We start from the raw sequence: 25031 nt of genomic DNA on the forward strand, positions 1-25031 counted from the left end.
TTTCTTGGTAAAGATTAACCTGTATTTTTCCGAATGTTCAAAATACATTGTTTTTCAGATGTTTTGTTTATATAATGGCATCTAAACACAATTTTTGAGGGGTGGACAGTATTATGAAAGAAATTCAAGTGGGGTTATTAGGTCTTGGGACAGTTGGTAGTGGTGTAGTTCGTATTATTGCAGATCATCAAGAACGACTTATACACCAAGTAGGTTGTCCAGTGAAAGTAACGAAAGTGTTGGTGCAAAATATTGAAAAAGAGAGAGAGGTCGAGGTACCTTCTACTCTATTAACACAAAATGCGAGTGAAATTTTAGATAATCCTAATATTGATGTTGTCATCGAAGTAATGGGTGGAATCGATGATGCAAAAGCATATATTTTACAAGCTTTAAATAGTGGGAAACACGTTGTGACTGCAAATAAAGATCTAATGGCGGTACACGGGGCAGAATTGCTGGCGGTAGCAAAAGATAACAAGGCTGATTTGTTTTATGAAGCTAGTGTAGCTGGAGGTATTCCGATTTTAAGAAGCATCGTAGAGGGGCTTTCTTCAGATCTTATTACGAAAGTAATGGGAATTGTAAATGGAACGACAAATTTTATTTTGACGAAAATGTCAGACGAAGGGAGAGCATATAACGACGTGTTAAAAGAAGCCCAACAGCTTGGATTTGCAGAAGCAGATCCAACATCAGACGTAGAAGGTTTAGATGCAGCAAGAAAAATGACGATTTTGGCTACTCTTGGTTTCTCTACAAATGTAGAGCTTGGAGATGTGAAGGTAAAAGGAATTACTTCTATTACAGAAGAAGATATTGAATATAGTAAGAGCTTAGGATATACAATTAAATTAATTGGTCTTGCAAAGCGAGATGGCGAGAAATTAGAGGTTACAGTTGAGCCAACTTTACTTCCAAATACACATCCTCTTGCAGCAGTGCAAAATGAATATAATGCTGTCTATGTGTATGGTGAGGCAGTAGGAGAAACGATGTTTTATGGACCGGGAGCAGGAAGCTTACCGACAGCGACAGCTGTTGTTTCTGACCTAGTTGCTGTAATGCAAAATATTAGGTTAGGTGTAAACGGAAATAGTGCCGTATCCCCACAATATAAAAAAGTATTAAAAGAGCCAGATGAAATTGTTGTGAAAAAGTTTTTAAGACTTCATGTCAAAGACGAAATTGGTGTATTTGCAAAAATTACATCCTTGTTCTCTGAGCGCGGTGTTAGCTTTGAAAAGATTATTCAAATGCCACTTGAAGAGAAAGGGAAAGCCGAAATTGTAATTGTAACACATCGTGCTTCTCTTGCAGATTACGATTACATTCTACATACATTGCAATCGTATGAAGAAATAGATTGTGTGAAAGCAAACTATCGAATTGAAGGAGATGCTAAGTAGTATTTCCTATAAAAAAACGAAAAAACCTATTAAGCAGCTTGCTTAATAGGTTTTTTTCTATTTAAAATCTGCGTGCCAACTTGTATAAATGCTTGAATAATCCAACCTGTTGTAAAGGATAAGATAATTGTTCCGAAATAGATTGGTCCATCTAATAAGAAGCTTAATGTTAAAAATAAAAGAGCTAATGAAATTTCAGTTCTTCTGAATGTCCATTTTTTCTTCTCAGCAACAGTTAAAACGAAAGCCTCTTGAGGCGCAGCGCAAAGGTTTGTAGAGACGTAAAGACCGATTCCAGCTCCGACGAATAGATTTCCACAAATAAGTGTTATATATTTTGGAAGAGAGCGGATAAAGTCCATAATAGTTGTAATGGAACCAATCCAATCAACAAAAAGAGAAATAAGAATCATCGTTACAATCGTGCCGATTGTAATTTGTTTTTTATCCCAAAAGAGTACGATAAGTGTAAAAACAAAGTTAATCATGAAAATCCAAAAACCAATACTTACCCCGAAATTTTGATATAGTGCAATAAAGAAGGAATCATAAGGGCTAAGTCCAAAGGAAGTAATTGTCGTCATCATATTAATACCGATGGAGAGAATGAGTAAACCGCCAATGAAAAATATATATTCTAATTTGAATTGAAGCATATAGTGTGTATCCTTTCTAAACGTATTTGCTAGGAAAGGATATATTGTGGAAAGCTTACCAGGTCAAGTAAGAATTTTTACGAAAAGGGGAGAATGAGATGACTAATATAAGAAAGATCGCTGAACTTGCTGGGGTATCTGTTTCTACTGTTTCACGTGTACTTAATGATCATCCGTATGTAAATGAGCAGAAACGAAAAGAAATTTTAAAGATTATAGAAGAATTAAATTATACGCAAAATGTAAATGCTATTCATTTAGTGAAAGGGAAAACAAATGTAATTGGTGTTTTATTACCGCACGTAAATGATCAATATTATAGTGCTATTATTGAGGGTATATCAAAAGAAACCGCGAAGAACAATTATAATATGATGCTTTGCCAAACGAATTATAGTGAAGAAAAAGAGTTGGAAATTTTACATATGTTGAAAATGAAAAAACTTGATGGAGTAATTATATGTTCAAGAACAAATAGTAAGGACAAACTTGAAGAGTATACGAAATTTGGTCCAATTGTTATGTGTGAGGAAATAGATTCAAATTTTATTTCGAGTGTACATATTGATTACTATAAAGTGTTTTCACAAGGGATGAAAAGCTTAATAGACGCAGGTCATACGCGTATTGGATATTGTATTGGAAGAAGTAATAGCATTAATAGTCAAAGAAGAAAACAAGCGTATGAGGATTCACTTCAACAGATTGCTGTAACACCGTTAGAAGCCTGGAAGTTTAAAGGGTGTTTTACGGTGGAAGATGGGCGTGATGTAGTGCGAGAGTGGGCTCATATTCCTGTAAAACCGACGGCGTTTCTCGTATCTTGCAACCATATTGCTGCAGGTATGGTAACGGAGGCGAAAAAACAAGGAATTCGTATTCCAGAGGATATTACGCTTATTGGATGTGATGATCAAGAGGTGGCAGATATATTAGGTATTACGACGATTTCACATTCCAGTAAAAACGTTGGTGTAAAAGCATTTGAGTTATTATATGAAAAGATTAATGATGAAGAAATAGATGTGAAACATGTAGAGTTATTACCTAAATTGGTAGATAGGGAAACGACGGAATAGAGAAGGGGTGAAAATCGCTTTTCAAAAATTCGTTTGGTATAATTATGGACAATCTATGAGGGCTAAAAGGGGTTTTGATATGAGATCAAAATTAGTAAAAGTAATTCTGCTTATTACAATTGCGTCTTTCTGTTTATTTGCATACGGTTTTGTTTCAGGTGTGAATGATGTATTAAATCCGAAGGCTTCAAAATTAATTACGAAAACTGACGTAGTGGAGAAAGAAAAGAAGAAAAATGGAACGTTACAAATAGTTAGCTTAGGTGATTCGTTAACGCGCGGCGTTGGTGATAAAGAAGGAATTGGCTATATTGGACGAATGAAAGAAGATTTACAAAAAGATTATAAACAAAAAGTTGCACTAACCAACTTAGCAGTTAGTGGTGCGAAAATGCCTGATTTATTAAAACAAATTGAAAGCAGCGGCGCTCAATATTCAATTAAGCAAGCCGATGTAATTGTTTTAACAATTGGAGGAAATGATTTATTCCCAGGATGGGAATCGCTCGGAAAGATAGATTTAGAGACGTATCGTCCTGATACTGAAACGTTTCAAAATGAAGCAAAGAAAATTATAGAAGAAATTCGTAAATTAAATACAGATAGCCCTATTTTTTGGTTAGGTTTATACAATCCTTTTGAGGATGTAGAAGATTTAAAAGGGTCATCGAATATAGTTGTTGATTGGAATGCTTCTTTAGAGAAGTTAGCATTAAATGATAAAAATGTATATATTACACCTACATTCGATTTATTCCAAAATCGTGGAAAAGATTTATTATACTCCGATCATTTTCATCCGAATGAAGTAGGTTACACATACATGGCAGAGCGATTAGTCCAAAATGTTGTAAGTAAATTAAAACTAGAACAAGGAGGGGGAAAATGACGACGATACTTTCCGTACGAGACGTGAAGAAGGTAATTGGAAAGAAAATACTTGTAGAAAACATTTCGTTTGATGTAAAGCAAGGAGAAGTTTTCGGCTTCTTAGGGCCAAACGGAGCTGGAAAAACAACAACTATTCGAATGTTAGTCGGACTTATTAAAGCGACAGAAGGTACTATATCTGTTGGTGGTTATTCTATTAAGGAAAATTTCAGAGAAGCGATGCGTCAAATTGGAAGTATCGTTGAAAACCCAGAGCTTTATACATATTTAACTGGATGGGAAAACTTAAAGCAATTTGCGCGTATGCTTGGTGATATACCCGACGAACGTATTAGTGAAATTGCGAAAATGGTTCATTTAGACGAGCGTATTCACGATAAGGTAAAAACATACTCCCTCGGTATGAAGCAGCGTCTCGGAATTGCACAGGCGCTTCTTGGAAATCCGAAATTACTTATATTAGATGAACCGACGAACGGTTTAGATCCAGCTGGAATTAGAGAACTGCGAGAATTTATACATAAGCTTGTAAAAGAAGAGAACATGAGTGTATTTATTTCGAGTCACCTATTAAGTGAAGTACAAATGATATGCGACCGTGTCGCTATTATTCATAAAGGGAAAATGATAACAGTTGCACCTATAGAAGAATTGATCAAAACGGCGAGTGATCGTGTAGAGTGGGTTGTTACACCGATTTCCAAGGCGAAAGACATGCTAGATGCCGCTGAGGAAATAGGGGAAGTTAGTATAGAAGATGAGCGTTTACTATGTCGTATGGATGTTACGTCTATTAATGTTTGGAATAAGCGTTTTGTAGAAAACGGGATAGATGTACATAGCGTTAAAGAGCTCGTATTTACGTTAGAAGATTTATTTATTGAACTCACAAGGGGTGAGCAACATGCGTGAATTTGCGAATCTAGTTTTAAACGAATCAGAAAAGATTTACCGTAAGAAACGTATTTTCGTTGTCATGCTTATTTTAGCAATTTTGATTCCACTTTTTGTGTACGCCCAGTATCGTGAAATAGAAACAACGCAAAAAAGACTCGGCACAACTGATTGGAAAGTATCGTTGCAACAACAAATTGTTGATTCTCAGAACCGTTTGAACAACTCAAGGTTGCCAGAAGAATGGCGTGATTGGTTAAAGGTGAGGGTGGAACAGCAACAATATTATTTGGATCATGATATTAATCCGACTGCACCAGGAGCCCCGACATTTGTGAGGGCGTTTATTGAACAAGGAATAACGTTATTTATTCCATTGCTCGTTATGATTGTCGCAATTGATATCGTTTCAGGAGAACGAAGTGATGGTACGATGAAAATGCTTCTTACAAGGCCGATTCGGCGCTGGAAAATACTCCTTAGTAAATATGTGACGATGTTATTTTTCGTTTCGCTCATCTTGCTTCTTGTCGGTGTGTTTGCTTACGCATTATCGGGGCTTGTATTTGGATACTCAGGATGGAATTTGCCTGTTTTAACAGGATTCGTTATTGATAAGGAGACATTAAATACGAATTTTGTACATCTTATCCCGCAGTGGCAATACATATTAATGGCGTACGGACTAGCTTGGTTTGTTGCTATTGTGGTAGGAACTATATCATTTATGGTTTCTGTGTTAATTCGAAATACACCAGCTGGTATGGGCGTTATGTTAGCTGCATTAATTGCTGGCGGAATTTTGAGTTCTTTTGCAACGTCTTGGGAAGGTGCGAAATATATTTTTAGTGTCAACTTATCGCTAACGGATTATTTATCAGGAAAACTGCCTGCATTACAAGGGTTATCAATGGGGTTTTCCTTAATGAATTTAACCGTATGGGCAGTAGTTTCCCTTATTATTTCTTTCGTAGTATTTACAAAACAAGATATGGTGAATTAATTGGATAGGAAGTGAAGGTATGAAAAATACTTTACAGAATGATTGGGGTTCATTACTGGCATCAGAGTTTGAAAAGGAATATTATCAAACATTAGCCGGATTTTTGGAAGAAGAGTACAGTACGTATGTTATTTATCCAAAGATAGAAGACATTTTTAACGCTCTGCAGTATACAAGTTATGAAAATACAAAGGTTGTTATTTTAGGACAAGATCCGTATCACGGACCGAATCAAGCGCATGGTTTAAGCTTTTCTGTACAACCGGGTATAAAAACACCGCCATCGCTGTTAAATATGTATAAAGAACTGCGAGATGAATATGGCTATGAAATTCCGAATAATGGTTATTTAGTAAAGTGGGCAGAGCAAGGAGTATTATTATTAAATACTGTATTAACAGTTCGCCAAGGTGAGGCAAATTCTCATAAAGGGAAAGGATGGGAGCATTTCACAGATCGCGTGATTGAACTGCTAAATGAACGTGAAAAGCCAGTTATTTTCATATTGTGGGGACGCCATGCACAGGCGAAGAAAAAGTTAATTACGAATACGAATCATCATATTATTGAATCCGTACATCCAAGTCCATTATCAGCAAGACGTGGTTTCTTTGGAAGTAAGCCGTACTCTAAAGTAAATGAGATTTTATCTAATAGGGATGAAAAAGAAATCGATTGGCAAATTCCAAATATATAAACGCTAAAAAGGTAGCTAACAATTGTTAACTACCTTTTTACTATTACTGTTCATTTTTAAGTTTTGCATCTAGTACAAAAGTGCCGAATGGGATAACTGATGCAGCAAGTGCGCCAAGTGCCCATAAAATTGATTTACGGTGTACGATTGTTACTTGAATTACCGCAAAGATGAATAGTATGAATAAGACACCATGAGCCATACCTGTAATTTTAACAGCTGTTGCAAACCCCGCGAAATATTTTAACGGCATTGCTACAAATAATAGTAATAGGAAAGAAATCCCCTCAATTAAGCCGATTGCTCTTAATCGTCCGATTGGTGTAGATAACATGAAATAGCCTCCTTTAACGTATGCTTGTATATAGTAAATTTGTATTCTTTTTCAAAATGAAATAGTCTATTTTGTTCCATTATATACAAAAAGAAAGTTTACACTACGAGAATAGTGCAAAGTTCAAAATATAGTCACAAAAGCATGGCAATTTAAACAAAAACCTATTTGAAGTATTTGACTTCAAATAGGTTTTATGAATGAAAATATTATACAAGCGCTTCGCTTTTTAGTACGAATTTCTCTACAACCTTTGCAACGCCATCGTTCATATTTGTATCTGTAACATAGTTTGCAATTTCTTTAATATCATCTGGTGCATTGCCCATTGCAACGCCAAGACCAGCGAATTCAATCATCGCTTGGTCGTTATAGCTATCACCCATTGCGATTACTTCTTCGCGCTTAATGCCAAGTGTTTGGATTAGTTGGTTTAGGCTCGTTCCCTTCGTAACACCATGCTCAGTAAATTCTAAGAAGAATGGTTTTGAGCGCATAACGCTTAATTGACCTTCTAGTTGTTTTTGTAGTTTCTTTTCTACCTCAACAAGGCGTTCAGCCTCTTTATTCATTAATACTTTTACTACAGGTTCTTTGACTGCAGCCTTGAAATTATCAACTTCAATAATTGGCATACCAGTAATTTCGCCCTCAATTTCAGTATAAGGATTATTTTCTTCTGTTACGATATCATCGCCAATATAAGTATGAATCCAAACGTCTTCATCTTTACTAATTTCAAATAGGTTGTGAACGATTTCAGGAGATAGAGTACTACTAAAGATTTCTTCATTTGTTTTACAGTTAATAATTTTTGCGCCGTTAAAAGATAGAATAAAGCTACCGTATTCTTCTAAACGAAGCTCTTTCGCGACGTTGCGCATACCAAACGTTGGACGCCCAGAAGCAAGTACAACTTTAACTCCTTGCTCTTGTGCTGTCATTAAAGCCTCTTTCGTACGAGGTGAAATTGTATGGTCATCGCGTAATAAAGTATCATCTAAATCTAAAACAATCATTTTATAAGTCATATGGGAAATTCCTTTCTTTGTTTAAATAGAAATAAATTTTTATGAAGGTATTGGGGAATATATAGTAAGACATCGAACCTCTTCGCATGAAATCAGGTGAAGTCTTGCATTGTTAGTATAAATTATCATGAGCGTGTTGCCCATGATAATTTATCATTATCGTAACAACTCTAAAGGTAGAGTGCAATAATGGAAGTTTTCCAATTTACGATAGTTGTTTTTCGTTAGAACGAGAAAATAGTATTTCCAGTAAGATAGCCATTACAGATCCAAGAACAAGACCATTACTCAAAAATGATGCTAAAAATGGTGGTAGTGTAGAAAAAGCCCCTGCTGGAACAAACATAACTCCGATTCCTGTAAAGATTGAAAGACCTGCTACTTTAAATAATTGTTCTTTATTTTGTACAGTGTCATATTCGCGAAAAGCGAGACCAATCATGCTTGCAAATACAGGATAAATTGCAGCATATCCAACTGCGACAGGGATTGCTGCAAAGAATGAAGTAATCTTTGGGAATATACTAACAAGAATAATAAAGCTTGACCCTAACATAAATGGGAGGCGTTTATAAATATTAGTCGTTGCGATAAACCCTGCTGATCCAGAAATGGCAACAGGACCAATGGCTGAAAATAGACCACCTAGTAATTGATTTATTCCTGTTATAATGCCAGCTTGTTTGAAGCGGTCTGAAGCGGCATCTTCTTCATACTTAGAAACAACCTTTTGTACAACGCGAATACTTGCTAACATATTTGTTAGAAGTAGTAGCGTGACGAAAACTACTGTAATTGCCATGTTCCATTCAATGCGGGGCATCCCGAAAACAAATAGCGATGGAAGACGAATTATATCTGTCACAGGTGTTACTGGATTAGATAATCCGAAGCACGCGAATAATATCCAGCCGCAGACGATACTGAAAAGAACGGAATATTGTCCAATAATAGGTAGCTTCATAATGAAAAAAGATAGTAAAATAACAATGAGTGAAAGAATAAATACCTTTGGCTGTACTTCTGTATGTTGTCCATCAAGGCCAAACATGCCTTTTAAGAAGGAGCCACTAAGTTGTGCGACAAGAAGGAATAAATACGTTCCAATTACTGTCGGTGTAAAGTAACGAACTAGTTTATCAATAAGTCCAAAAACACTAAGAATAATACAAATGATGCTACTTAATAGGAAAGCGTACTGAAGGACCTTAAGTGTTTCATTACTTGATCCAAATAATACGACACCTAAGCTTGCATAAAGGGAGAAAATTCCCCACCAAAGGCCTGCAGGGCCTTCTTGAATAGGAAGTTTATGACCGAATATAGCTTGTAAGAGGCCGGCAAAACCGAGAACAAATAATGTCCTTTGTACAAACGCGATAGCTTCAGCACCATCAAGACCGTAACTAGTTGCGATACTAATTGGTACAATAAGACTTCCAGCTAAAATAAATAGTGCCCATTGCAAGGCAGAAAGAAATAGCTTCATTAATATCAACCTCTTTCATAGATTCCGTTTCTAGTATATACGTATTTCATTTCCTCTGGCAAAGATTGTAGATAGAGAAAAGAGTTGAAACATAATATGAATGCACGTAAGCAATTATGGATAGCAGTTATATGTATGACCTTTGTTGTAATTCTAGGAACGCTAGGATTTATGACAATTGAAGAGATTAGCTTGTTTCAAGCATTTTGGATGACGATGATTACGGTATTAACTGTTGGATATGGTGATGCGGTTCCTGTGACACAGGCGGGAAAAGTTTTTGCGCTTCTTATTATACCTGTTGGTGTCGGTATCGTTACATATGCAATTGGGGTAGTAGCAGCTATGATTATTGAAGGGAATTTATTTCATGCAGTACGGAGGAAGAAGATGGATAAACAAATAGCACAGTTAGAAAATCATATTATAGTATGTGGTTGCGGAAGAGTAGGGCTTCAAGTTGTACATGAATTACAGGAAAAGAAAATCCCGTTTGTAGTTGTGGATAAAGATGGAAGTACATTCGAACAGGAAAAACTTTTATATGTACATGGAGATGCAACTGAAGATCACGTTTTACATAATGCTGGAATTTCAAAGGCAGCTGGTCTAGTTGCTATCGTAGCAAACGATGCTGAAAATGTATTTATTACATTAACGGCAAGAGGGCTCAATGATGCAATTAAAATAGTAGCAAGAGCTGAAAAACCAGAAACAGAAGAGAAATTACGGCGCGCTGGTGCAAATAAGGTTATTAATCCATCTAGTATGGCAGGAATTCATATAGCGAAAGGTATTGCGAATCCGTTAACAGTTCATTATATTGATACAGTATTGTATGGAGTGGAGCAATCATTTGTAATTGAAGAAATTCAAGTTGGTAAAGATTCTATCTTAGCCAATAAATCGTTACTAGAGAGTAATGTGAGAAATCAATTTGATGTAACGATTTTAGCGATTTTAAGAAATGGGGAAATTATCCACAATCCGACAGGGCAGGAAAAACTGCAAGAACATGATATGATAATAGTATTTGGTTCAGTTGAGAAACTGGGGCAATTTGAGAAAGAACTACAAAGTAAGAGGTGACAAGGAATGCAAGTATCTAGTGATAAGATTTTAAATAAAATGGCGAATGAAATTGCAAAGGCGAAAAGTAGTGAAGGACAGCAATCAAAAGAGCATTTATTAGTTGTACGTGCTTTATGTGATTTATTATTAGATGAACAAGTTGAGTCACATACGTATAGGGAACCACAAGTTCAATCACAAGTAATCGGATCTCAACCTATGACGACAGTTCAACCAGTTATGCCAGTTTCTGGAGAAAAAGTATATATAAAAGAAAATGATGCAAACGGTAATTCTTTATTTGATTTTTAAAAGTAAAATCGTTTGGCTTATATGTGAAAATTGCTTATGATAAAGGTAAAAAAGGGGAATTAAGATGAAAATTTTCTTTTTACTAGGTTGTATTGCAGCGGGACTATCTGTTGCATTAGGGGCTTTTGGAGCACATGGTTTAGAAAATAAAATTTCTGCAAAAATGTTAGAAGTGTGGAAGACGGGCGTTACATATCAAATGTTTCATGCAGGGGGATTATTCGTAGTTGCCTTATTAATGGATAAGATTCAATCGTCGCTTTTAAGCACTGCTGGTTGGCTTATGGTAGCCGGGATTATTATGTTCTCAGGCAGTCTTTATGCATTAAGTACGACAGGCATTAAGTTCTTTGGTCCAATTACACCGCTTGGTGGTGTAGCGTTTATTGTGGCGTGGATTTTAGTGGGAACTGCAGTTGTAAAAGGGTTATAAAAAAACAAAAGCTGGCATTTGCCAGCTTTTTTTATGGCCTTGGAGCATAAGTTGCTTGTTGACCAGGTAAATACGCAATTTCTCCTGGGAATTCTACATAATCTAAGTAAATCATTAGTAGTAAATAGCGCTTTCCAGATTTTGGCTCACTAATAACGATATGATCACGGCCAGCTGCCTCGATAATCCCTGTATAAGATTGTGTACCAAGCGAACTACCACGTTCATAAGTCATTACAACTGTAGCTGGTTTACCCTTGTTTAAACGAAGGATATTTTCAATATACGATTGCTCTATTGGCAACATACCTTGAGACACTGCATATTGAGCTTGAGCAGCTTGTTGTTGCATTGCTTGCTGTTGCTGTTGTTGCTGTTGTGGAGTCATTTGTTGCGGTTGCATATAAGTTCCAGATGGTTGATAAAAACCTGTTCCGTTGTATGGATTTTGTTGCTGTGCCATTTAAAAATCCCTCCTCATTTTCATTCCTTAATATACGCTAGGACAATCCTCACCAGATGGCTGGAAGAAGCAATGCTTTTTAAAGCGACCAGAATTTTGTTGGTTATACCAAGTTGGTGGACAAGGACCTTCAGGTCTAAAAAACCATAAGGCAAAGTTGGCGGGCCAAAAACGTTGCCCTTGAATTGTTCGCCGCGCTAAGGCAATATCTTGTTCTCTTGCTCGTTGATAAAAATACCCTTTTTGAGTTGCCTCAAAACCACCAGGATTTTGGTAAACCATTTGACGTAAATTTCGGATTTTTTTAAAGTCTAAGCAATTTCCGCGGACACGATTTACGCCAACGTTTCCGACCATCAACATACCTTGTTGCCCTTCTCCTTCGGCTTCAGCACGCATGAGTCTAGCTAATAACTTAACATCTTCTTCTGTATGAGCAATAACGCCCATTATGTGTCACCTCTCTTTTAGGAATGCATTGTAGAAAGAGGTTTATTTCTAGATGAAGTGTGGAACAATTACTAGTTCATACGTATGAGAAAAAGGACCTAGATATGACAACCAAACAAAGTTTTACATTTAGAGGGGAAAATAAAAAAGCTAGCGTGGGCTAGCTTTTTTATCATTAAAATACTTTAGACCATAAGTTTGAGAAGAAATCACCAATTGAACGCATTGTTAAAACGAACCAATTTGCTTTTTCTACTTCTTCAGTCGTTTTTGCAGCAATTTTCATACTTTTATTTCCGTCTAAGAAACCGTATTTATCAGTTGATTCTAAAACGATTGAGCCTACTTTTGCATCTTTCTTAACAGGAGCAACTAAATGTCCATCTTCAGCAATTGATTTATCGGCTTCAGCTGAAATTTTGTAAGATGGTGTGTTACCTTTTGCAGTAACTACTGTCACTTCTTTTTCTGGTGCAACTGTTACGTAGTCTTCTTTTCCTTTTACCACAGAAATTTTGTTGTTTTTATCTATTTTTAGTTTTTGTTTTTCGAAGTTATTAAATCCATATTCAATTAATGCGCGAGATTCTGTGAAACGCTCGTCCATTGATTTCGTTTTAATAATAACAGAAATAAGACGTAAATCACCGCGTTTTGCTGTAATGGTAAAACCATATCCAGCTGTATCGGAACTTCCTGTTTTTAAACCATCTGATCCTTCGTAAGCGAAGGCAGCACCTGGTAACATCCAGTTCCAGTTTTCCATACGAATTGGTTTTGGATGATTATCTGGGAAGTTTCTAAATCTTTGTTTTGTATCCTCTAGCATTTCTGGATACTTTGTAATAATTGTTTTTGAAAGAATACCCATATCGCGGGCTGATAAAGAGTTTTCTCCATTCGGGTCAGTTCCTTCAGGATGTTTACCCTTTAAATCAGCATTATTTAATCCAGTAGCATTTACAAATTTATATTTCTTTAACCCTAGTTTTTTCGCATGCTCATTTGCAAGATTTAAGAAGTTTTTTTCGCTTCCTGCAAGAAGTTCTGCTAAAGCAATACTAGATCCATTCGCAGAGAAGATAACGATAGAATGGTATAATTCTCTTACCGTATATTGGCGCCCTTTCTCAAAGGGAACGTTAGAGAATTCATTATTACGTGAGATTTCGTAAGCATAATCAGAGATGTTTACTTTCGTATCCCAAGTAATTTTACCTTCCTTAATAGCTTCTAAAACAGCATAAACAACAATTAATTTTGACATACTAGCAATAGCTAGTAATTCATCTGGATTTTGTTCATGCAGTATTTTTCCTGTATCTGCATCAAATAGAAGTGCAGCAGCTGCCTCTATATGTATTTTTTCTTCTGCATGGGATGTTGTTACTCCTAAGGAAGAAAATGACAATAGAAACAATAGTAAAATAGACAAGACTTTCTTCATATACATTATCACCTTCGCATCGTTATTAGCATGTAGCTCGTACCATTTTAGCATAATTCTGGATGCGAAAAGGTTACAATTTTACAAGGGATTTGAAAAAATATGTCTATTTTTGTTGATAATTGATGAAAAAAGAGGGTTTTCGGGAGAAATATATTAAATATGAAAAAAAGGAACGAATTTCGTTCCTTTTTCGATATTATACGTGTAAAAATTTCGCTACTTTTTCGTCTGGTAAAATGTTTCCGACAAAGAATGTACCAAATTCACCGTAGCGGGCACTTACTTCATCGAAGCGCATTTCATATATAAGTTTCTTAAATTGAAGAACATCGTCAGCGAATAATGTTACACCCCACTCAAAATCGTCGAATCCGACTGAGCCTGAAATAACTTGGCGTACTTTACCTGCGTACTGGCGACCGATTTTGCTATGACTGTACATAAGTTTCTTACGTTCTTCCATAGGAAGCATGTACCAGTTGTCATTACCTTGGCGACGCTTGTCCATTGGATAGAAACAAATGTGATTTGCTTTCGGTAACTCAGGATATAAGCGAGCTAAGATTTGTGGGTTTTGGTATGGATCTTCATCAGCTGGAAGGTAGTTACTTAGTTCAACAACAGATACGTAAGAATATGCAGGAACCATATATTCAGCTAATGTTGTTTTATTTAATTCTGTCTCAATTTCATTTAACTCTTCCATTGTTGGACGTAAGATCATAAGCATAATATCTGCTTTTTGACCAACAACCGTATACATTGCATGGCTACCTTTTTTTGCAGTAGCTACTTCGTTCCATTTTTCAACGACATTTAAAAATTCAGACACTGCTTGTCCGCGTTCGTCGCTAGATAATGTTTTCCATGCTGCCCAATCAATAGAACGTAAATCATGTAAACAATACCAGCCATCTAACGTTGTTGTTGCTTCACTCATTCTATTCACCTCAGTTAATGATATTTTACACGTTAACTATAGCATATATAGGTTTAAAATCATCTATATAAAGTTTCGGCGCATAAAATTGTCACATTTATATGTAATGAAAAACGAGAGAAAATAAGGCTTAAATAGGCTTTATTTCTAGGCTGAATTTTATGAAAATATAATCATTTTTATTTTATCTATTTTTTGGGGGCTATAAGTTTAAAATATAGATGAAAAGAAGTATTCTTAAAGGTAGAGTTTTTTAACATTTGTAGGAGGGTTTATTCGTGAGCAATTTATTTACAACAGTAAAAGAAAAAGTTCAAGGAAAAGGCATTTCTATCGTACTTCCTGAAGGAACTGATGAAAGAATTTTAGGCGCTGCAGAGCGTTTAGCAAAAGAAGAACTAGTAAAACCAATTTTAGTTGGTAATAAAGAAGAAATTAGCGCGAAAGCTGCTAGCATGAACTTAACATTAGCAGGCGTTGATATTTACGATCCAGCTACATACGAAGAAATGGATGCAATGGTAGCATCTTTCGTTGAACGCCGTAAAGGTAAAGCAACAGAAGAAGACGCTCGCAAAATCCTTAAAGACGAAAACTACTTCGGTACAATGCTTGTATACATGGGCAAAGCACACGGTTTAGTAAGTGGTGCAGCTCATTCTACAGCTGATACAGTTCGTCCAGCACTTCAAATTATTAAAACAAAACCAGGCGTTACAAAAACTTCTGGCGTATTCATCATGGTACGTGAAGAAGAGAAATATGTATTCGCTGATTGCGCAATTAACATTGCACCAAACAGCCAAGATTTAGCTGAAATTGGTATCGAAAGTGCGAAAACTGCTGAACTATTCGGTATTGATCCACGCGTTGCTATGTTAAGCTTCTCTACAAAAGGTTCTGCGAAATCTCCAGAAACAGAAAAAGTTGTAGAAGCAACTCGCATTGCAAAAGAAATGGCTCCTGAATTAACTTTAGATGGAGAATTCCAATTCGATGCGGCATTCGTACCATCTGTAGCTGAGAAAAAAGCTCCAGGTTCTACAATTAAAGGTGATGCTAACGTATTCGTATTCCCAAGCTTAGAAGCTGGTAATATCGGCTACAAAATTGCTCAACGTTTAGGTAACTTCGAAGCAGTAGGACCAATCTTACAAGGTTTAAACATGCCTGTAAACGACCTATCTCGTGGATGTAACGAAGAAGAAGTGTACAAGTTAGCTTTAATTACAGCGGCTCAAGCACTTTAATTCTATAACGAATTGATATGAAAAATGACCATCCTATTTCGTGTATAACGGAATAGGATGGTCATTTTTGTTTTTATTAAAGAATTAAGTAGTTTTAAATTATTAGGGGATACATTTTTCTTAGAAGATAAACAATTTGTTGTGGTTAAGAAATAAAAGCATTTATATAAAAAATAGAAACCGTCGCTATTATAGCGACGGTTTCTATTTTTCTAAGCCAAGTGCCTTATTGTTACGATCAATAATACGTTGTAAATTCGTCTCGTATAAAGGAATTTCATCTAATGTTAGCTGAGATGGTGTTAACTTTGGAGCGAATTGCTGCAACGTTTTTAAAAGACGCATCATTAAATCTTGCACTGTAATTGTTTCGCCAAGTAATTCAGATAGTGAAGCCATCGTGCTCGGCACAATTTCAGGATACGTAAATCGCGTTTCTTCTCCTTGAATTGCTACGTTGTAAAAATCACGAACGAGTGCGGCACGCTCAGAACCGCTTCCTGTAGCACATAGGTAAATTTGTACAGCAACGCCACCGCGAATACGGCGTTGTGAAATACCAGCGAATTTTTGATTACGAATACTTAAATCGTAGCTACCAGGACAGTAAGAACCAACAATTTCTTTTGCCTCGATAGTAACATCGTAATCGTTTAACATTTCCTTAATTAAATGCCACATCGTATCGTACCCAAGATCAATATCAATACCTTTTTCTGTTTCTTGGAATAAAAGTGATACGTTTAAAACACCTTCATCAAGTACGACCGCAAGTCCACCAGAATTACGAACGATAACATTAAAGTTGTTTTGTTTTAAAAAGGAAATACCTTCTTCTAAATGTGGTAGGCGTGAATCTTGAATGCCTAGAACAATTGTATTGTGATGAACCCAAGAGCGCATTGTTGCAGCTGATTCGCCATTTCCAATACTTGTGCATAATGTGTCATCCATTGCGAATGACTGCAATGCATGGAATGTTGGTCCTAAACTAGACTGATCCACAATACGCCACTCTGGCTGAGATAAAATCGAACGGGAATTGCTCATTTAACTAACCCCTTATCTTTAAAATGACAATCTCTATTATAGCAAAAAAGAGGGAAGAAGGTTTTGGAAAGGAATCTTCTTGGCTAAGAATGATAAAGGGGGATTCTAAATTCGAAGAAGCATACATGGTTGAAGTGAAATAAAAAAGGATGCACATATGCATCCTTTTTATTCTGCGATTTTTTCTAAATTACCGTTTCGATCCATTCGGAAAGATGTTTGTGAGCGTTCCTCATCATCCATTACTGCCAATTTGCGAGCTCGGTTCATAATATTCATAAGTGTTTCGTAATCTTCTTGTACAGTATGAGATTGCTTTTCTAATTTTTCTAGTTTCTTTTCTAGTTCTTCATTTCGTAGCATTTGCGCTTTTATTTCTTGTTTCAATCTCGTATTCTCGTTTTCAAGAGCTGTTACTTTTATATTTGAAGATCCAACTGTTTGTAAAAAGTAAATAACGTCTTGCATTGTTATTGAGCTTCTTGAAGCAGGAACAGTCGGTTCTTGATATGGGATAGTTTCTTTATATTGAACAGCTGTTTCGTATGGTACTAGTTCTTCATAATCATTTACCGCTTCTGAAGCTGGTGGTGTATAAAGTAAACGTTTTTTTGCTTGTTCACCGCTCGCAGCACGCATTTTATCTTTACGATGTTTTTTTGCTAGTTGAAGAGCTTGTTCATAGCTATAGCGAACAACAGCATTCCAGCGAAAACCACAAGCAGCTGATGTACGATTTAACTGGTCTCCTACTTCTTCAAATGCATTTAATTGAGTACTTCCTTCTCGAACATGGCGAAGTACCGTTTCAGCAAGTAATAAATCGTCCTCATCTGTCCAAGCATCTTGTCTCACTTTCATAGATTCAACTCCCTTTCTTTTTATGAACTTCCTATTTTTATAATGGGCAAAAAAACGAGCTTTTATACAAAGCTTTTAAAAATATGGTAGATTTCGATGAAGGGAAGAAATTTTGCTATGAATGATGGGAGCTTTTGAAGGAGAAAATATAAAAAGTATGTAGCTTTATATAGGAATGGAGCTATGCCCAGAGACTTGCAACAAGCTTCAAAGAGCGGTAAAATACCATTTAGTGTTGATTTTTAAATGTACTTGTGAAAAGTTTAAAATAGAGGAAGTGTTATATATAATGGGAAACGAATTTCGTGTGTGTGATGATTGTCAGGCGACGAACGTTAAAACGCTAATTCCGAAGTTAAAAAAAGTAGATTCATGTGCAACGATTGAAGTTGGATGTCAGTCTTACTGCGGACCTGGTCGTAAGAAATCATTCGCATTTGTAAATAATCGTCCGGTTGCAGCTCCAACAGAAGATGAATTAATTACAAAAATTGAAACAAAGTTAAATAAGTAAGAAAAAGAAGAGTGAACCGATTACTCTTCTTTTTTTATGCCCATAAGATAGTGCTTTGTATGAGTTCATATTTCAAAATAATGGTTGACAGCCTTTTGGAGCGGTAGGTAGAATAGAAAGTGTGATTCTGAGAATCATTATCAAGAAAGGGTCAATTCACCTAATTTTTTTTATTACTATTTGAGAATAAATTTCATTTCAATAAATATATGTGTTGGTTAGGATGGTTGAGGGATGGAAGCAAGCGCAAGGAGTATAGAGCAGCAAGAAGTGAATGTTAAAGAGATTAAGAGCAGACCGCTCATTGCTTCTATTATATTAATAGTGGGCACAATTTTGTTAGCTTTAAGTATGGCGGTTTCTATTTCATTTGGTGCAGCGGATATTAGTTTAAAGACTGTATGGCAAGCTGTGTTCCAGTTTGACGGTTCTATAACGCACCATAACGTAATTCAAGAATTACGCATGCCTAGAGCAATAGGGGGCGTAGTTGCAGGTGCCTTTTTAGCGGTATCAGGAGCAATTATGCAAGGCATGACACGAAATCCACTTGCATCACCATCGTTAATGGGAATTACAGATGGAGCTGTATTTGGAATTGCAATTATGTATGCATTTTTCCCTAATTCACCCTATTTAATGTTTGTTATCGCATCTTTTATTGGAGCTGCGTTTGGTGCGAGCATTGTATATGGTATTGGGTCTTCTTCACCAGGTGGATTAACGCCTGTAAAATTAGCCTTAGCTGGTGCGGCAATTAGTGCTTTATTAGGGGCAATTTCATCTGGAATTGCACTGTACTTCAACCTTGCCCAAGAGGTAAGTATGTGGAATGCAGGCGGTGTTGCCGGAGTGAAATGGCAAAGTATTAATATGTTAGTGCCGATTGGTCTAGTTTGCCTCATTATTGCAATTATGATGTCGAGATATATTACCATTTTAAGCTTTGGTGAAGAAATCGCGATTGGTCTAGGCCAAAATACGACATTAATTAAATTCATAGGAACAGTGCTTGTTCTTGTATTAACAGGTTCTGCAGTTTCTATGGCAGGATCGGTTGGATTCGTTGGACTTGTAATTCCGCATATGACTCGTTTCCTTGTAGGCTCAGACTATAGATGGGTTATCCCGTGTTCTGCGGTCTTAGGTGGATTGTTAATTGAATGTGCAGATATGTTATCTCGCGTTATTAATCCGCCGTTTGAAACGCCAATTGGAGCAATTACAGCGCTAATTGGGGTTCCATTCTTCCTCTACTTAGCACGTAATGAAGGGAGAGGGAAAATGTGAGGACGAGCGTCTTAACAAAAAAGAACGTTTCGATTTTAACGATTTTAGTAGGATTAATCGTTGCTGTATTTTTAGTGAGTTTAAATACAGGAACATTTAAAATACCTCCAATGGATGTATTAAAGTCATTAGTTGGATTAGGTGCAGAAGATCAGTCTGTTATTTTATTTGAATTTCGTATGCCACGTATGGTTATTGCTATATTAGTTGGTTCTGCATTAGCTATGTCAGGTGCGATTTTGCAAGGGTTATCACGAAATCCACTCGCTGATCCAGGTATTATAGGTATTAACGCTGGAGCGGGATTAACAGTTGTTGTATTCGTCTACTTTTTCTTTGGAAAAGTTGGAACTGGTACACTTTTATCTGTATTTATCCTTCCATTCTTCGCGCTAGTTGGAGCAATATTAGCAGCGGTTATTATTTATTTACTTGCATGGAAAGATGGCGTTTCATCGACTCGATTAATACTTGTAGGTATCGCGGTTGCAGCGGGATTTGGTGCTGTTAGTTTAATTTTCTCTATGAAGATGACATCTAACGATTTCCGCTTTGCCACGATTTGGCTAGCGGGAAGTCTGTGGGGTACAGATTGGAAATTCGTACTAAGTGTACTTCCGTGGATGGTTATTTTCTTACCACTTGCCATTAGTAAAGCGCACATATTAAATGTAATGAATTTAGGCGACTCTACAGCAGTTGGCCTTGGCGTAAACGTAGAAAAGGAAAGACGTAAATTATTATTTATTGCAGTTTGTTTAGCTGGTGCATCTGTTGCTGTTGCGGGCGGAATCGGCTTTATCGGTTTAATGGCTCCGCATTTAGCGAGACGCCTCGTTGGTGGTAAACATCAAATTATGTTACCAACAGCTGCATTAATAGGAACGTTCTTGCTTTTATTTGCAGATGTAATTTCAAGAAGTGTGTTACCAACTTCAGAAATACCGGTCGGTCTTGTTATTTCTGTAATTGGCGCACCATATTTCATATATTTACTTATGAGGACAAAATAAAGGGAGGTTTTTTGTATGGCAACTTTAGCAGTTGATTCGGTATCTGTTGGCTATAATGAAGGGTTAATTATAGATGGATTAACAGTTGAAATTCCGGAAGGGAAAATTACAACGATTATTGGACCAAATGGTTGTGGGAAATCCACATTATTAAAAACGGCTTCTCGTATTTTGAAAGCAAAACGAGGTACTGTTTATCTTGATGGAAAAGCAATTGAGAAACAGCCAACAAAAGAAATCGCAAAGAAAATGGCGATCTTACCACAAACTGCAGAAGTGCCAACGGGCCTTACTGTGTTTGAACTTGTTTCATATGGACGTTTTCCTCATCAAAAAGGATTTGGAACATTGAAAGAAGAGGATTATCGCTACATTCATTGGGCACTTGAAGTGACGGGAATGACAGAATTCGCAAATCGTCCAGCAGAAGCTTTATCAGGTGGTCAGCGTCAACGTGTATGGATTGCGATGGCTCTTGCACAAGGAACAGATTTACTCGTGTTAGATGAACCAACAACATACTTAGATATGGCTCATCAACTTGAAGTATTAAACTTACTGAAGAAGTTAAACCAAGAAGAAGGCAGAACGATTGTTATGGTCATTCACGATTTAAATCATGCTTCTCGTTTCTCTGATCATATGATTGCATTAAAAGCTGGGAAGTTAATGAAACAAGGAACACCAGATGAAGTTATGACAAGTGAAACGCTTCGTAATGTATTTGAGATTGAAGCGCAAATCGTTCCATGTCCAGTAAACTGTAAACCAATTTGCTTAACATACGATTTAACGATGATTAGTAATCAATTGCGTAAAAAAGCATAATTAATAGAATGTCCCCCTCTTAAAGAGGTAAGAGGGGGGATTCTAATGGACGTTGAGCTTCTTATTGATGAATGGGAAGTTGAACGCCCGTTAGAATGGGCTATAAACAACAATTAATAAAAATATATTAATTAAATGTTGTTTTTGTTTCTTATAGTTAAATGCAAATTATAAGAGAAATACAGTTAGAAGGAGTGGGAATATGAAGAAATTTAAAACGGCACTATTAGCAATGGTACTAGTTGTTACTTCTGTACTATTTGCGGCTTGTTCTTCTAACAAAGAAGAAAAGAAAGCAGATGCGAAGACTGAAGAGCGCACTGTACAACACGCAAAAGGGGAAATTAAAATTCCTGCAAATCCAAAGAAAATCGCTGACCTTAGTGGTTCAACAGAAGAATTATTAATTTTCGGTATGAAACCGATTATTACTGCAAATACAACACAAGAAAAAATTGATGGACATATCGCGAAGAAATTAGAAGGTGTAAAACCAGTTGGTTCTGCTTGGGGCGATAAAATTAACATCGAGGCAGTAGCTGCTGCAAAACCAGATTTAATTCTTGTAAACAATCGTCAAGAAAAGATCTACGATCAATTATCTAAAATTGCACCAACAGTTATGTTAAAAACTCCACTAGACCAATGGCGTCCAAAATTCGAAGAAGTAGGTCAAATCTTCGGTAAAGAGAAAGAAACAAAAGAATGGTTCAAGCAGTATGATGAAAAAGCAAGCAAATTACATGACAAAATCATCGCAAAAACTGGCGATGCAACATTCATGAAAATGGCTGCATATCCAAATGCATTCCGCGTATACGGTGACTACGGTTACGGTAGCGTAATCTTTAATGACTTAAAATTACCAGCAGTTAAAGGTACACCAACTGATAAACCGCTAGTACAAGTACAAAAAGAAGCTTTAATCGATTACAACCCAGATTACTTATTCGTATTTACAACTGGTGACGGTTCTCAGCGTCTAAAAGAATTCCAAGAAGAATCAATTTGGAAAAACATGAACGCTGTTAAAAACAATCACGTATTCACAATTAGCAATGAAGACCTAAACAAAGGATACTTCCCACTAGGTAAAGAAATGATCTTAGACGAAGTTGCTGAGTTTGTTTTAGGAAAATAATATACAAAAAGAAATCACTTTTACTTCGGTAAAAGTGATTTTTCTTTATATACAAGGAATTAATATAGTCTTTCATTTCTTTCTGTTTCCTATATCGTTTATAATATATAGTAAGAATGCAGTAAAGAAAGGGGGATGTCGGAAGGTGGTATATTTAAACGACAAACTCAGCGAAACAAAAGTGTTTAAAGACCCAGTACATAAATATGTGCACGTGCGTGATCGTGTTATTTGGGATTTAATCGGAACGAAAGAATTTCAACGCTTGCGCCGTATTAAGCAGCTTGGAACGACATTTTTTACATTTCACGGTGCAGAGCATAGTCGCTTTACTCATTCGTTAGGTGTATATGAAATTATTCGTCGTATGATTGATGATGTGTTTGATGGCAGACCAAATTGGAATGCTGAAGATAGATTATTATGTTTATGTGCGGCATTACTTCATGATGTCGGCCACGGCCCATTTTCTCACTCGTTTGAAAAAGTATTTTCGTTAGATCATGAGAAATTTACGCAAAAGATTATCGTTGGCGATACGGAAATTAATGATGTGTTAAGCCGTGTTGATAAGGAGTTTCCACAAAAGGTAGCAGATGTAATTGCGAAAACATCTACTAATAAACTAGCGATTAGTATGATTTCAAGCCAAATTGATGCTGATCGTATGGATTATTTATTAAGAGATGCTTATTTCACAGGTGTAAAGTATGGCAACTTTGATATGGAACGTATACTGCGTGTCATGCGTCCATATGGGAATCAAGTAGTCATTAAAAATAGTGGTATGCATGCTGTAGAGCATTATATTATGAGCCGTTATCAAATGTATTGGCAAGTATATTTCCATCCGGTAACGCGTAGTGCAGAAGTTATTTTAACGAAGATTTTACATCGAGCTAAATCATTGCATGAGAAGTACTATACTTTTAAATATCATCCTGTTCATTTCTACTCTTTATTTGAAGAAGAGGTAACAGTAGAGGATTATTTAAAGCTAGACGAGAACGTTATGTATTATTACTTCCAAGTATGGCAAGACGAAGAAGATCCAATTTTAAGTGATTTATGCCGCCGATTTATGAATCGAAATCTATTTAAGTATGTAGAGTTTACGGATAAGCACGGTTTAGATAATTGGATGGAGCTAAGTAGCTTATTTAAAAAGATTGGATTAGATCCAGAGTATTATTTAGTTGTTGATTCAACATCGGATTTACCGTATGACTTTTACCGCGCAGGAGAAGAGGAAGAGCGTCTGCCAATCTTACTCCTTATGCCTAACGGGGATCTTAGAGAGCTTTCACGTGAATCGGATATTGTTGAGGCGATTACGGGTAAGAAGAGAACGGATCAAAAGTTATTTTATCCGCATGATTTAATCTATGAAGATGGAAGAAAAGGAAAATATAAAGAAAGAATTATCGAGTTGTTAGAAGGAAAAAAATAAGAAGCAGCTAATGGCTGCTTCTTATGAAAAACTTGAAATTATTTGTCGCTTAGGCGTTTTCCGCCGACTGCATAATGGTTTTTAGACATTTCTTCGATGAAAACAACGATGTTTTCTTCAGGAGCACCAGTTGTTTCGCTTACTGCTGCGGTTACTTTCTCAGCAAGAGCTTTCTTTTGTTCTTCTGTGCGTCCTTCTAGCATTTTCACTGTTACGTATGGCATGTACAATCGCTCCTTTTATGTAAGTTACACTCTTATTATAGCGGATTATGAGGAAGAACAATCGAAAAAACAAATATTTTCTTTTTTTGACATATGGAAGAGGAGATGAAGTATGGATCAGTTATTTAGATACCCGTTGCACCAAATTCCGTTGGTAGCAATGGCAATTATTATTGCGCTATCTGTGCATGAATTTGCACATGCGTATGTTGCATATAAATTTGGAGATGATACAGCGAAAAAACAAGGGCGTTTAACATTATCGCCGATGGCTCACTTAGATCCTATCGGGATGATTGCTGTATTAATTCTTGGATTCGGTTGGGCAAGACCAGTGCCTGTTAACCCGTATAATTTCAAAAGACCGCGTCTTGCAGGAATCTTAGTTTCTATTGCAGGACCGATAAGTAATTTAATTTTAAGTGCAATTGGTTTAATTATTTGGTATAGCTTATTAACATTTGGAGTATTAGATTCCATTCCATTTGCGGTAGCAGATACGTTAGCTCAATTTTTCCAAATTTTTATTATGCTTAATATTGTTTTACTTGTATTTAACTTATTACCGATTCCACCACTTGATGGATATCGCGTTGTTGAAGATTTAGCACCAGCAAATGTGCGTGCAAAAATGACTCAGTATGAAAAGTATGGATCAATTGCTTTGTTAATTCTTGTTATTACACCGCTTAGCAATTACACAATTCAGCCTATTTTCAATGTTGTTATTCCGTATGTATTAGTATTTTTACAAAATATCATTGCGCCTATTTTTGGGCTTTTATAATCATTAAGCGAGGAGGAAGTT

28 protein-coding genes are annotated in these 25031 nt (G+C 36.3%); 17 read left to right on the forward strand and 11 right to left on the reverse strand.

What is annotated here, in order from left to right; translation table 11 throughout:
• The first annotated feature begins 113 nt into the window (after window positions 1-113).
• Window positions 114-1409 carry a homoserine dehydrogenase gene (locus BAU28_RS19525; RefSeq protein WP_071719637.1) on the forward strand — a complete coding sequence of 432 codons (1296 nt, stop codon included), beginning with the start codon at window positions 114-116 and terminating at the stop codon, window positions 1407-1409.
• 29 nt (window positions 1410-1438) lie between these two features.
• On the opposite strand, the gene BAU28_RS19530 is transcribed toward BAU28_RS19525, so the two are convergent.
• Entirely contained in the window at window positions 1439-2065 is a 627-nt protein-coding gene (locus tag BAU28_RS19530) for a YczE/YyaS/YitT family protein (protein ID WP_048374946.1), read from the reverse strand.
• Between the two features lie 98 nt (window positions 2066-2163).
• Here BAU28_RS19530 and BAU28_RS19535 point away from each other — a divergent pair, with 98 nt between their 5' ends.
• The 5 genes from BAU28_RS19535 to BAU28_RS19555 are packed head-to-tail and all read left to right on the forward strand — an operon-like array spanning window position 2164 to window position 6629.
• Window positions 2164-3144: a LacI family DNA-binding transcriptional regulator gene (locus BAU28_RS19535; protein ID WP_071719638.1), complete on the forward strand. Its 981-nt coding sequence runs from the start codon at window positions 2164-2166 to the stop codon at window positions 3142-3144.
• A gap of 7 nt (window positions 3145-3151) precedes the next feature.
• On the forward strand, window positions 3152-4033 hold the full coding sequence (locus BAU28_RS19540) for an SGNH/GDSL hydrolase family protein (RefSeq protein WP_116500397.1): 882 nt from the start codon (window positions 3152-3154) through the stop codon (window positions 4031-4033).
• The gene (locus BAU28_RS19545; RefSeq protein ID WP_071719640.1) at window positions 4030-4947 is read left to right on the forward strand and encodes an ABC transporter ATP-binding protein; all 918 of its coding nucleotides are present in this window, start codon (window positions 4030-4032) and stop codon (window positions 4945-4947) included. The genes BAU28_RS19540 and BAU28_RS19545 overlap by 4 nt, the downstream gene beginning before the upstream one ends.
• A complete protein-coding gene (locus tag BAU28_RS19550) occupies window positions 4940-5932 on the forward strand; it encodes an ABC transporter permease (RefSeq protein WP_071719641.1) in 993 nt (330 codons plus the stop codon). The genes BAU28_RS19545 and BAU28_RS19550 overlap by 8 nt, the downstream gene beginning before the upstream one ends.
• Window positions 5933-5951: 19 nt before the next feature.
• A complete protein-coding gene (locus BAU28_RS19555; RefSeq protein ID WP_071719642.1) occupies window positions 5952-6629 on the forward strand; it encodes a uracil-DNA glycosylase in 678 nt (225 codons plus the stop codon).
• 43 nt (window positions 6630-6672) lie between these two features.
• Here BAU28_RS19555 and BAU28_RS19560 read toward each other — a convergent pair whose 3' ends face one another.
• The 3 genes from BAU28_RS19560 to BAU28_RS19570 form a co-directional block, all read right to left on the reverse strand.
• On the reverse strand, window positions 6673-6963 hold the full coding sequence (locus BAU28_RS19560) for a DUF3817 domain-containing protein (protein ID WP_002174427.1): 291 nt from the start codon (window positions 6961-6963) through the stop codon (window positions 6673-6675).
• A gap of 209 nt (window positions 6964-7172) precedes the next feature.
• Entirely contained in the window at window positions 7173-7994 is an 822-nt protein-coding gene (locus BAU28_RS19565) for a Cof-type HAD-IIB family hydrolase (RefSeq protein WP_025147002.1), read from the reverse strand.
• Between the two features lie 205 nt (window positions 7995-8199).
• Window positions 8200-9483, reverse strand: a complete 1284-nt coding sequence (locus BAU28_RS19570; RefSeq protein ID WP_071719643.1) for a purine/pyrimidine permease — start codon at window positions 9481-9483, stop codon at window positions 8200-8202.
• A 96-nt stretch (window positions 9484-9579) separates the two neighbouring features.
• On the opposite strand from BAU28_RS19570, the gene BAU28_RS19575 reads away from it, so the two are divergent.
• The 3 genes from BAU28_RS19575 (at window position 9580) to BAU28_RS19585 (ending at window position 11299) form a co-directional block, all read left to right on the forward strand.
• Window positions 9580-10572, forward strand: a complete 993-nt coding sequence (locus tag BAU28_RS19575; protein ID WP_071719644.1) for a potassium channel family protein — start codon at window positions 9580-9582, stop codon at window positions 10570-10572.
• A 6-nt stretch (window positions 10573-10578) separates the two neighbouring features.
• The gene (locus BAU28_RS19580; protein ID WP_002174423.1) at window positions 10579-10866 is read left to right on the forward strand and encodes a YwdI family protein; all 288 of its coding nucleotides are present in this window, start codon (window positions 10579-10581) and stop codon (window positions 10864-10866) included.
• Between the two features lie 64 nt (window positions 10867-10930).
• Window positions 10931-11299, forward strand: coding sequence for a DUF423 domain-containing protein (locus tag BAU28_RS19585; RefSeq protein ID WP_048374933.1), 369 nt, complete (start codon window positions 10931-10933; stop codon window positions 11297-11299).
• 31 nt (window positions 11300-11330) lie between these two features.
• On the opposite strand, the gene gerQ is transcribed toward BAU28_RS19585, so the two are convergent.
• From gerQ to hemQ, 4 genes are all read right to left on the reverse strand, one after another.
• Window positions 11331-11762 (reverse strand): spore coat protein GerQ, encoded by a 432-nt coding sequence (gerQ, locus tag BAU28_RS19590; RefSeq protein ID WP_025147006.1) that lies wholly within the window; start codon window positions 11760-11762, stop codon window positions 11331-11333.
• Window positions 11763-11789: 27 nt separating this feature from the next.
• Entirely contained in the window at window positions 11790-12212 is a 423-nt protein-coding gene (gene cwlJ, locus BAU28_RS19595) for a cell wall hydrolase CwlJ (RefSeq protein WP_002174420.1), read from the reverse strand.
• Between the two features lie 175 nt (window positions 12213-12387).
• The gene (locus tag BAU28_RS19600) at window positions 12388-13665 is read right to left on the reverse strand and encodes a serine hydrolase (protein WP_071719645.1); all 1278 of its coding nucleotides are present in this window, start codon (window positions 13663-13665) and stop codon (window positions 12388-12390) included.
• 193 nt (window positions 13666-13858) lie between these two features.
• Entirely contained in the window at window positions 13859-14602 is a 744-nt protein-coding gene (gene hemQ, locus BAU28_RS19605) for a hydrogen peroxide-dependent heme synthase (RefSeq protein WP_025147009.1), read from the reverse strand.
• Window positions 14603-14880: 278 nt separating this feature from the next.
• On the opposite strand from hemQ, the gene pta reads away from it, so the two are divergent.
• Complete coding sequence (gene pta, locus BAU28_RS19610; RefSeq protein WP_000067215.1) at window positions 14881-15852, forward strand: phosphate acetyltransferase; 972 nt, start codon at window positions 14881-14883, stop codon at window positions 15850-15852.
• A gap of 204 nt (window positions 15853-16056) precedes the next feature.
• Here pta and lipL read toward each other — a convergent pair whose 3' ends face one another.
• Window positions 16057-16902, reverse strand: coding sequence for an octanoyl-[GcvH]:protein N-octanoyltransferase (gene lipL, locus BAU28_RS19615; protein WP_048374923.1), 846 nt, complete (start codon window positions 16900-16902; stop codon window positions 16057-16059).
• A 168-nt stretch (window positions 16903-17070) separates the two neighbouring features.
• Window positions 17071-17763 carry an RsfA family transcriptional regulator gene (locus BAU28_RS19620; RefSeq protein WP_071719646.1) on the reverse strand — a complete coding sequence of 231 codons (693 nt, stop codon included), beginning with the start codon at window positions 17761-17763 and terminating at the stop codon, window positions 17071-17073.
• Between the two features lie 289 nt (window positions 17764-18052).
• Between BAU28_RS19620 and BAU28_RS19625 the strand changes: the two genes are divergently transcribed.
• The 6 genes from BAU28_RS19625 to BAU28_RS19650 all read left to right on the forward strand — a co-directional run bounded on the left by BAU28_RS19625 (window position 18053) and on the right by BAU28_RS19650 (window position 23999).
• Window positions 18053-18277 carry a YuzB family protein gene (locus tag BAU28_RS19625; RefSeq protein ID WP_002174414.1) on the forward strand — a complete coding sequence of 75 codons (225 nt, stop codon included), beginning with the start codon at window positions 18053-18055 and terminating at the stop codon, window positions 18275-18277.
• 234 nt (window positions 18278-18511) lie between these two features.
• A complete protein-coding gene (locus BAU28_RS19630) occupies window positions 18512-19567 on the forward strand; it encodes a FecCD family ABC transporter permease (RefSeq protein WP_071719647.1) in 1056 nt (351 codons plus the stop codon).
• On the forward strand, window positions 19564-20580 hold the full coding sequence (locus BAU28_RS19635) for a FecCD family ABC transporter permease (RefSeq protein WP_001260763.1): 1017 nt from the start codon (window positions 19564-19566) through the stop codon (window positions 20578-20580). Before BAU28_RS19630 ends, BAU28_RS19635 begins: the two co-directional genes overlap by 4 nt.
• A 15-nt stretch (window positions 20581-20595) precedes the next feature.
• Entirely contained in the window at window positions 20596-21408 is an 813-nt protein-coding gene (locus tag BAU28_RS19640; RefSeq protein WP_002174412.1) for an ABC transporter ATP-binding protein, read from the forward strand.
• A gap of 202 nt (window positions 21409-21610) precedes the next feature.
• Window positions 21611-22549, forward strand: coding sequence for an ABC transporter substrate-binding protein (locus BAU28_RS19645; RefSeq protein WP_002174411.1), 939 nt, complete (start codon window positions 21611-21613; stop codon window positions 22547-22549).
• 145 nt (window positions 22550-22694) lie between these two features.
• Window positions 22695-23999 (forward strand): HD domain-containing protein, encoded by a 1305-nt coding sequence (locus BAU28_RS19650; RefSeq protein WP_071719648.1) that lies wholly within the window; start codon window positions 22695-22697, stop codon window positions 23997-23999.
• A gap of 38 nt (window positions 24000-24037) precedes the next feature.
• On the opposite strand, the gene BAU28_RS19655 is transcribed toward BAU28_RS19650, so the two are convergent.
• Window positions 24038-24223: a 2-hydroxymuconate tautomerase gene (locus BAU28_RS19655; RefSeq protein ID WP_001147171.1), complete on the reverse strand. Its 186-nt coding sequence runs from the start codon at window positions 24221-24223 to the stop codon at window positions 24038-24040.
• Between the two features lie 112 nt (window positions 24224-24335).
• Between BAU28_RS19655 and BAU28_RS19660 the strand changes: the two genes are divergently transcribed.
• A complete protein-coding gene (locus BAU28_RS19660; RefSeq protein ID WP_002174409.1) occupies window positions 24336-25010 on the forward strand; it encodes a site-2 protease family protein in 675 nt (224 codons plus the stop codon).
• Window positions 25011-25031 lie beyond the last annotated feature (21 nt).

The organism is Bacillus paramycoides (genome assembly GCF_001884235.1).
Lineage (GTDB): Bacteria > Bacillota > Bacilli > Bacillales > Bacillaceae_G > Bacillus_A > Bacillus_A paramycoides.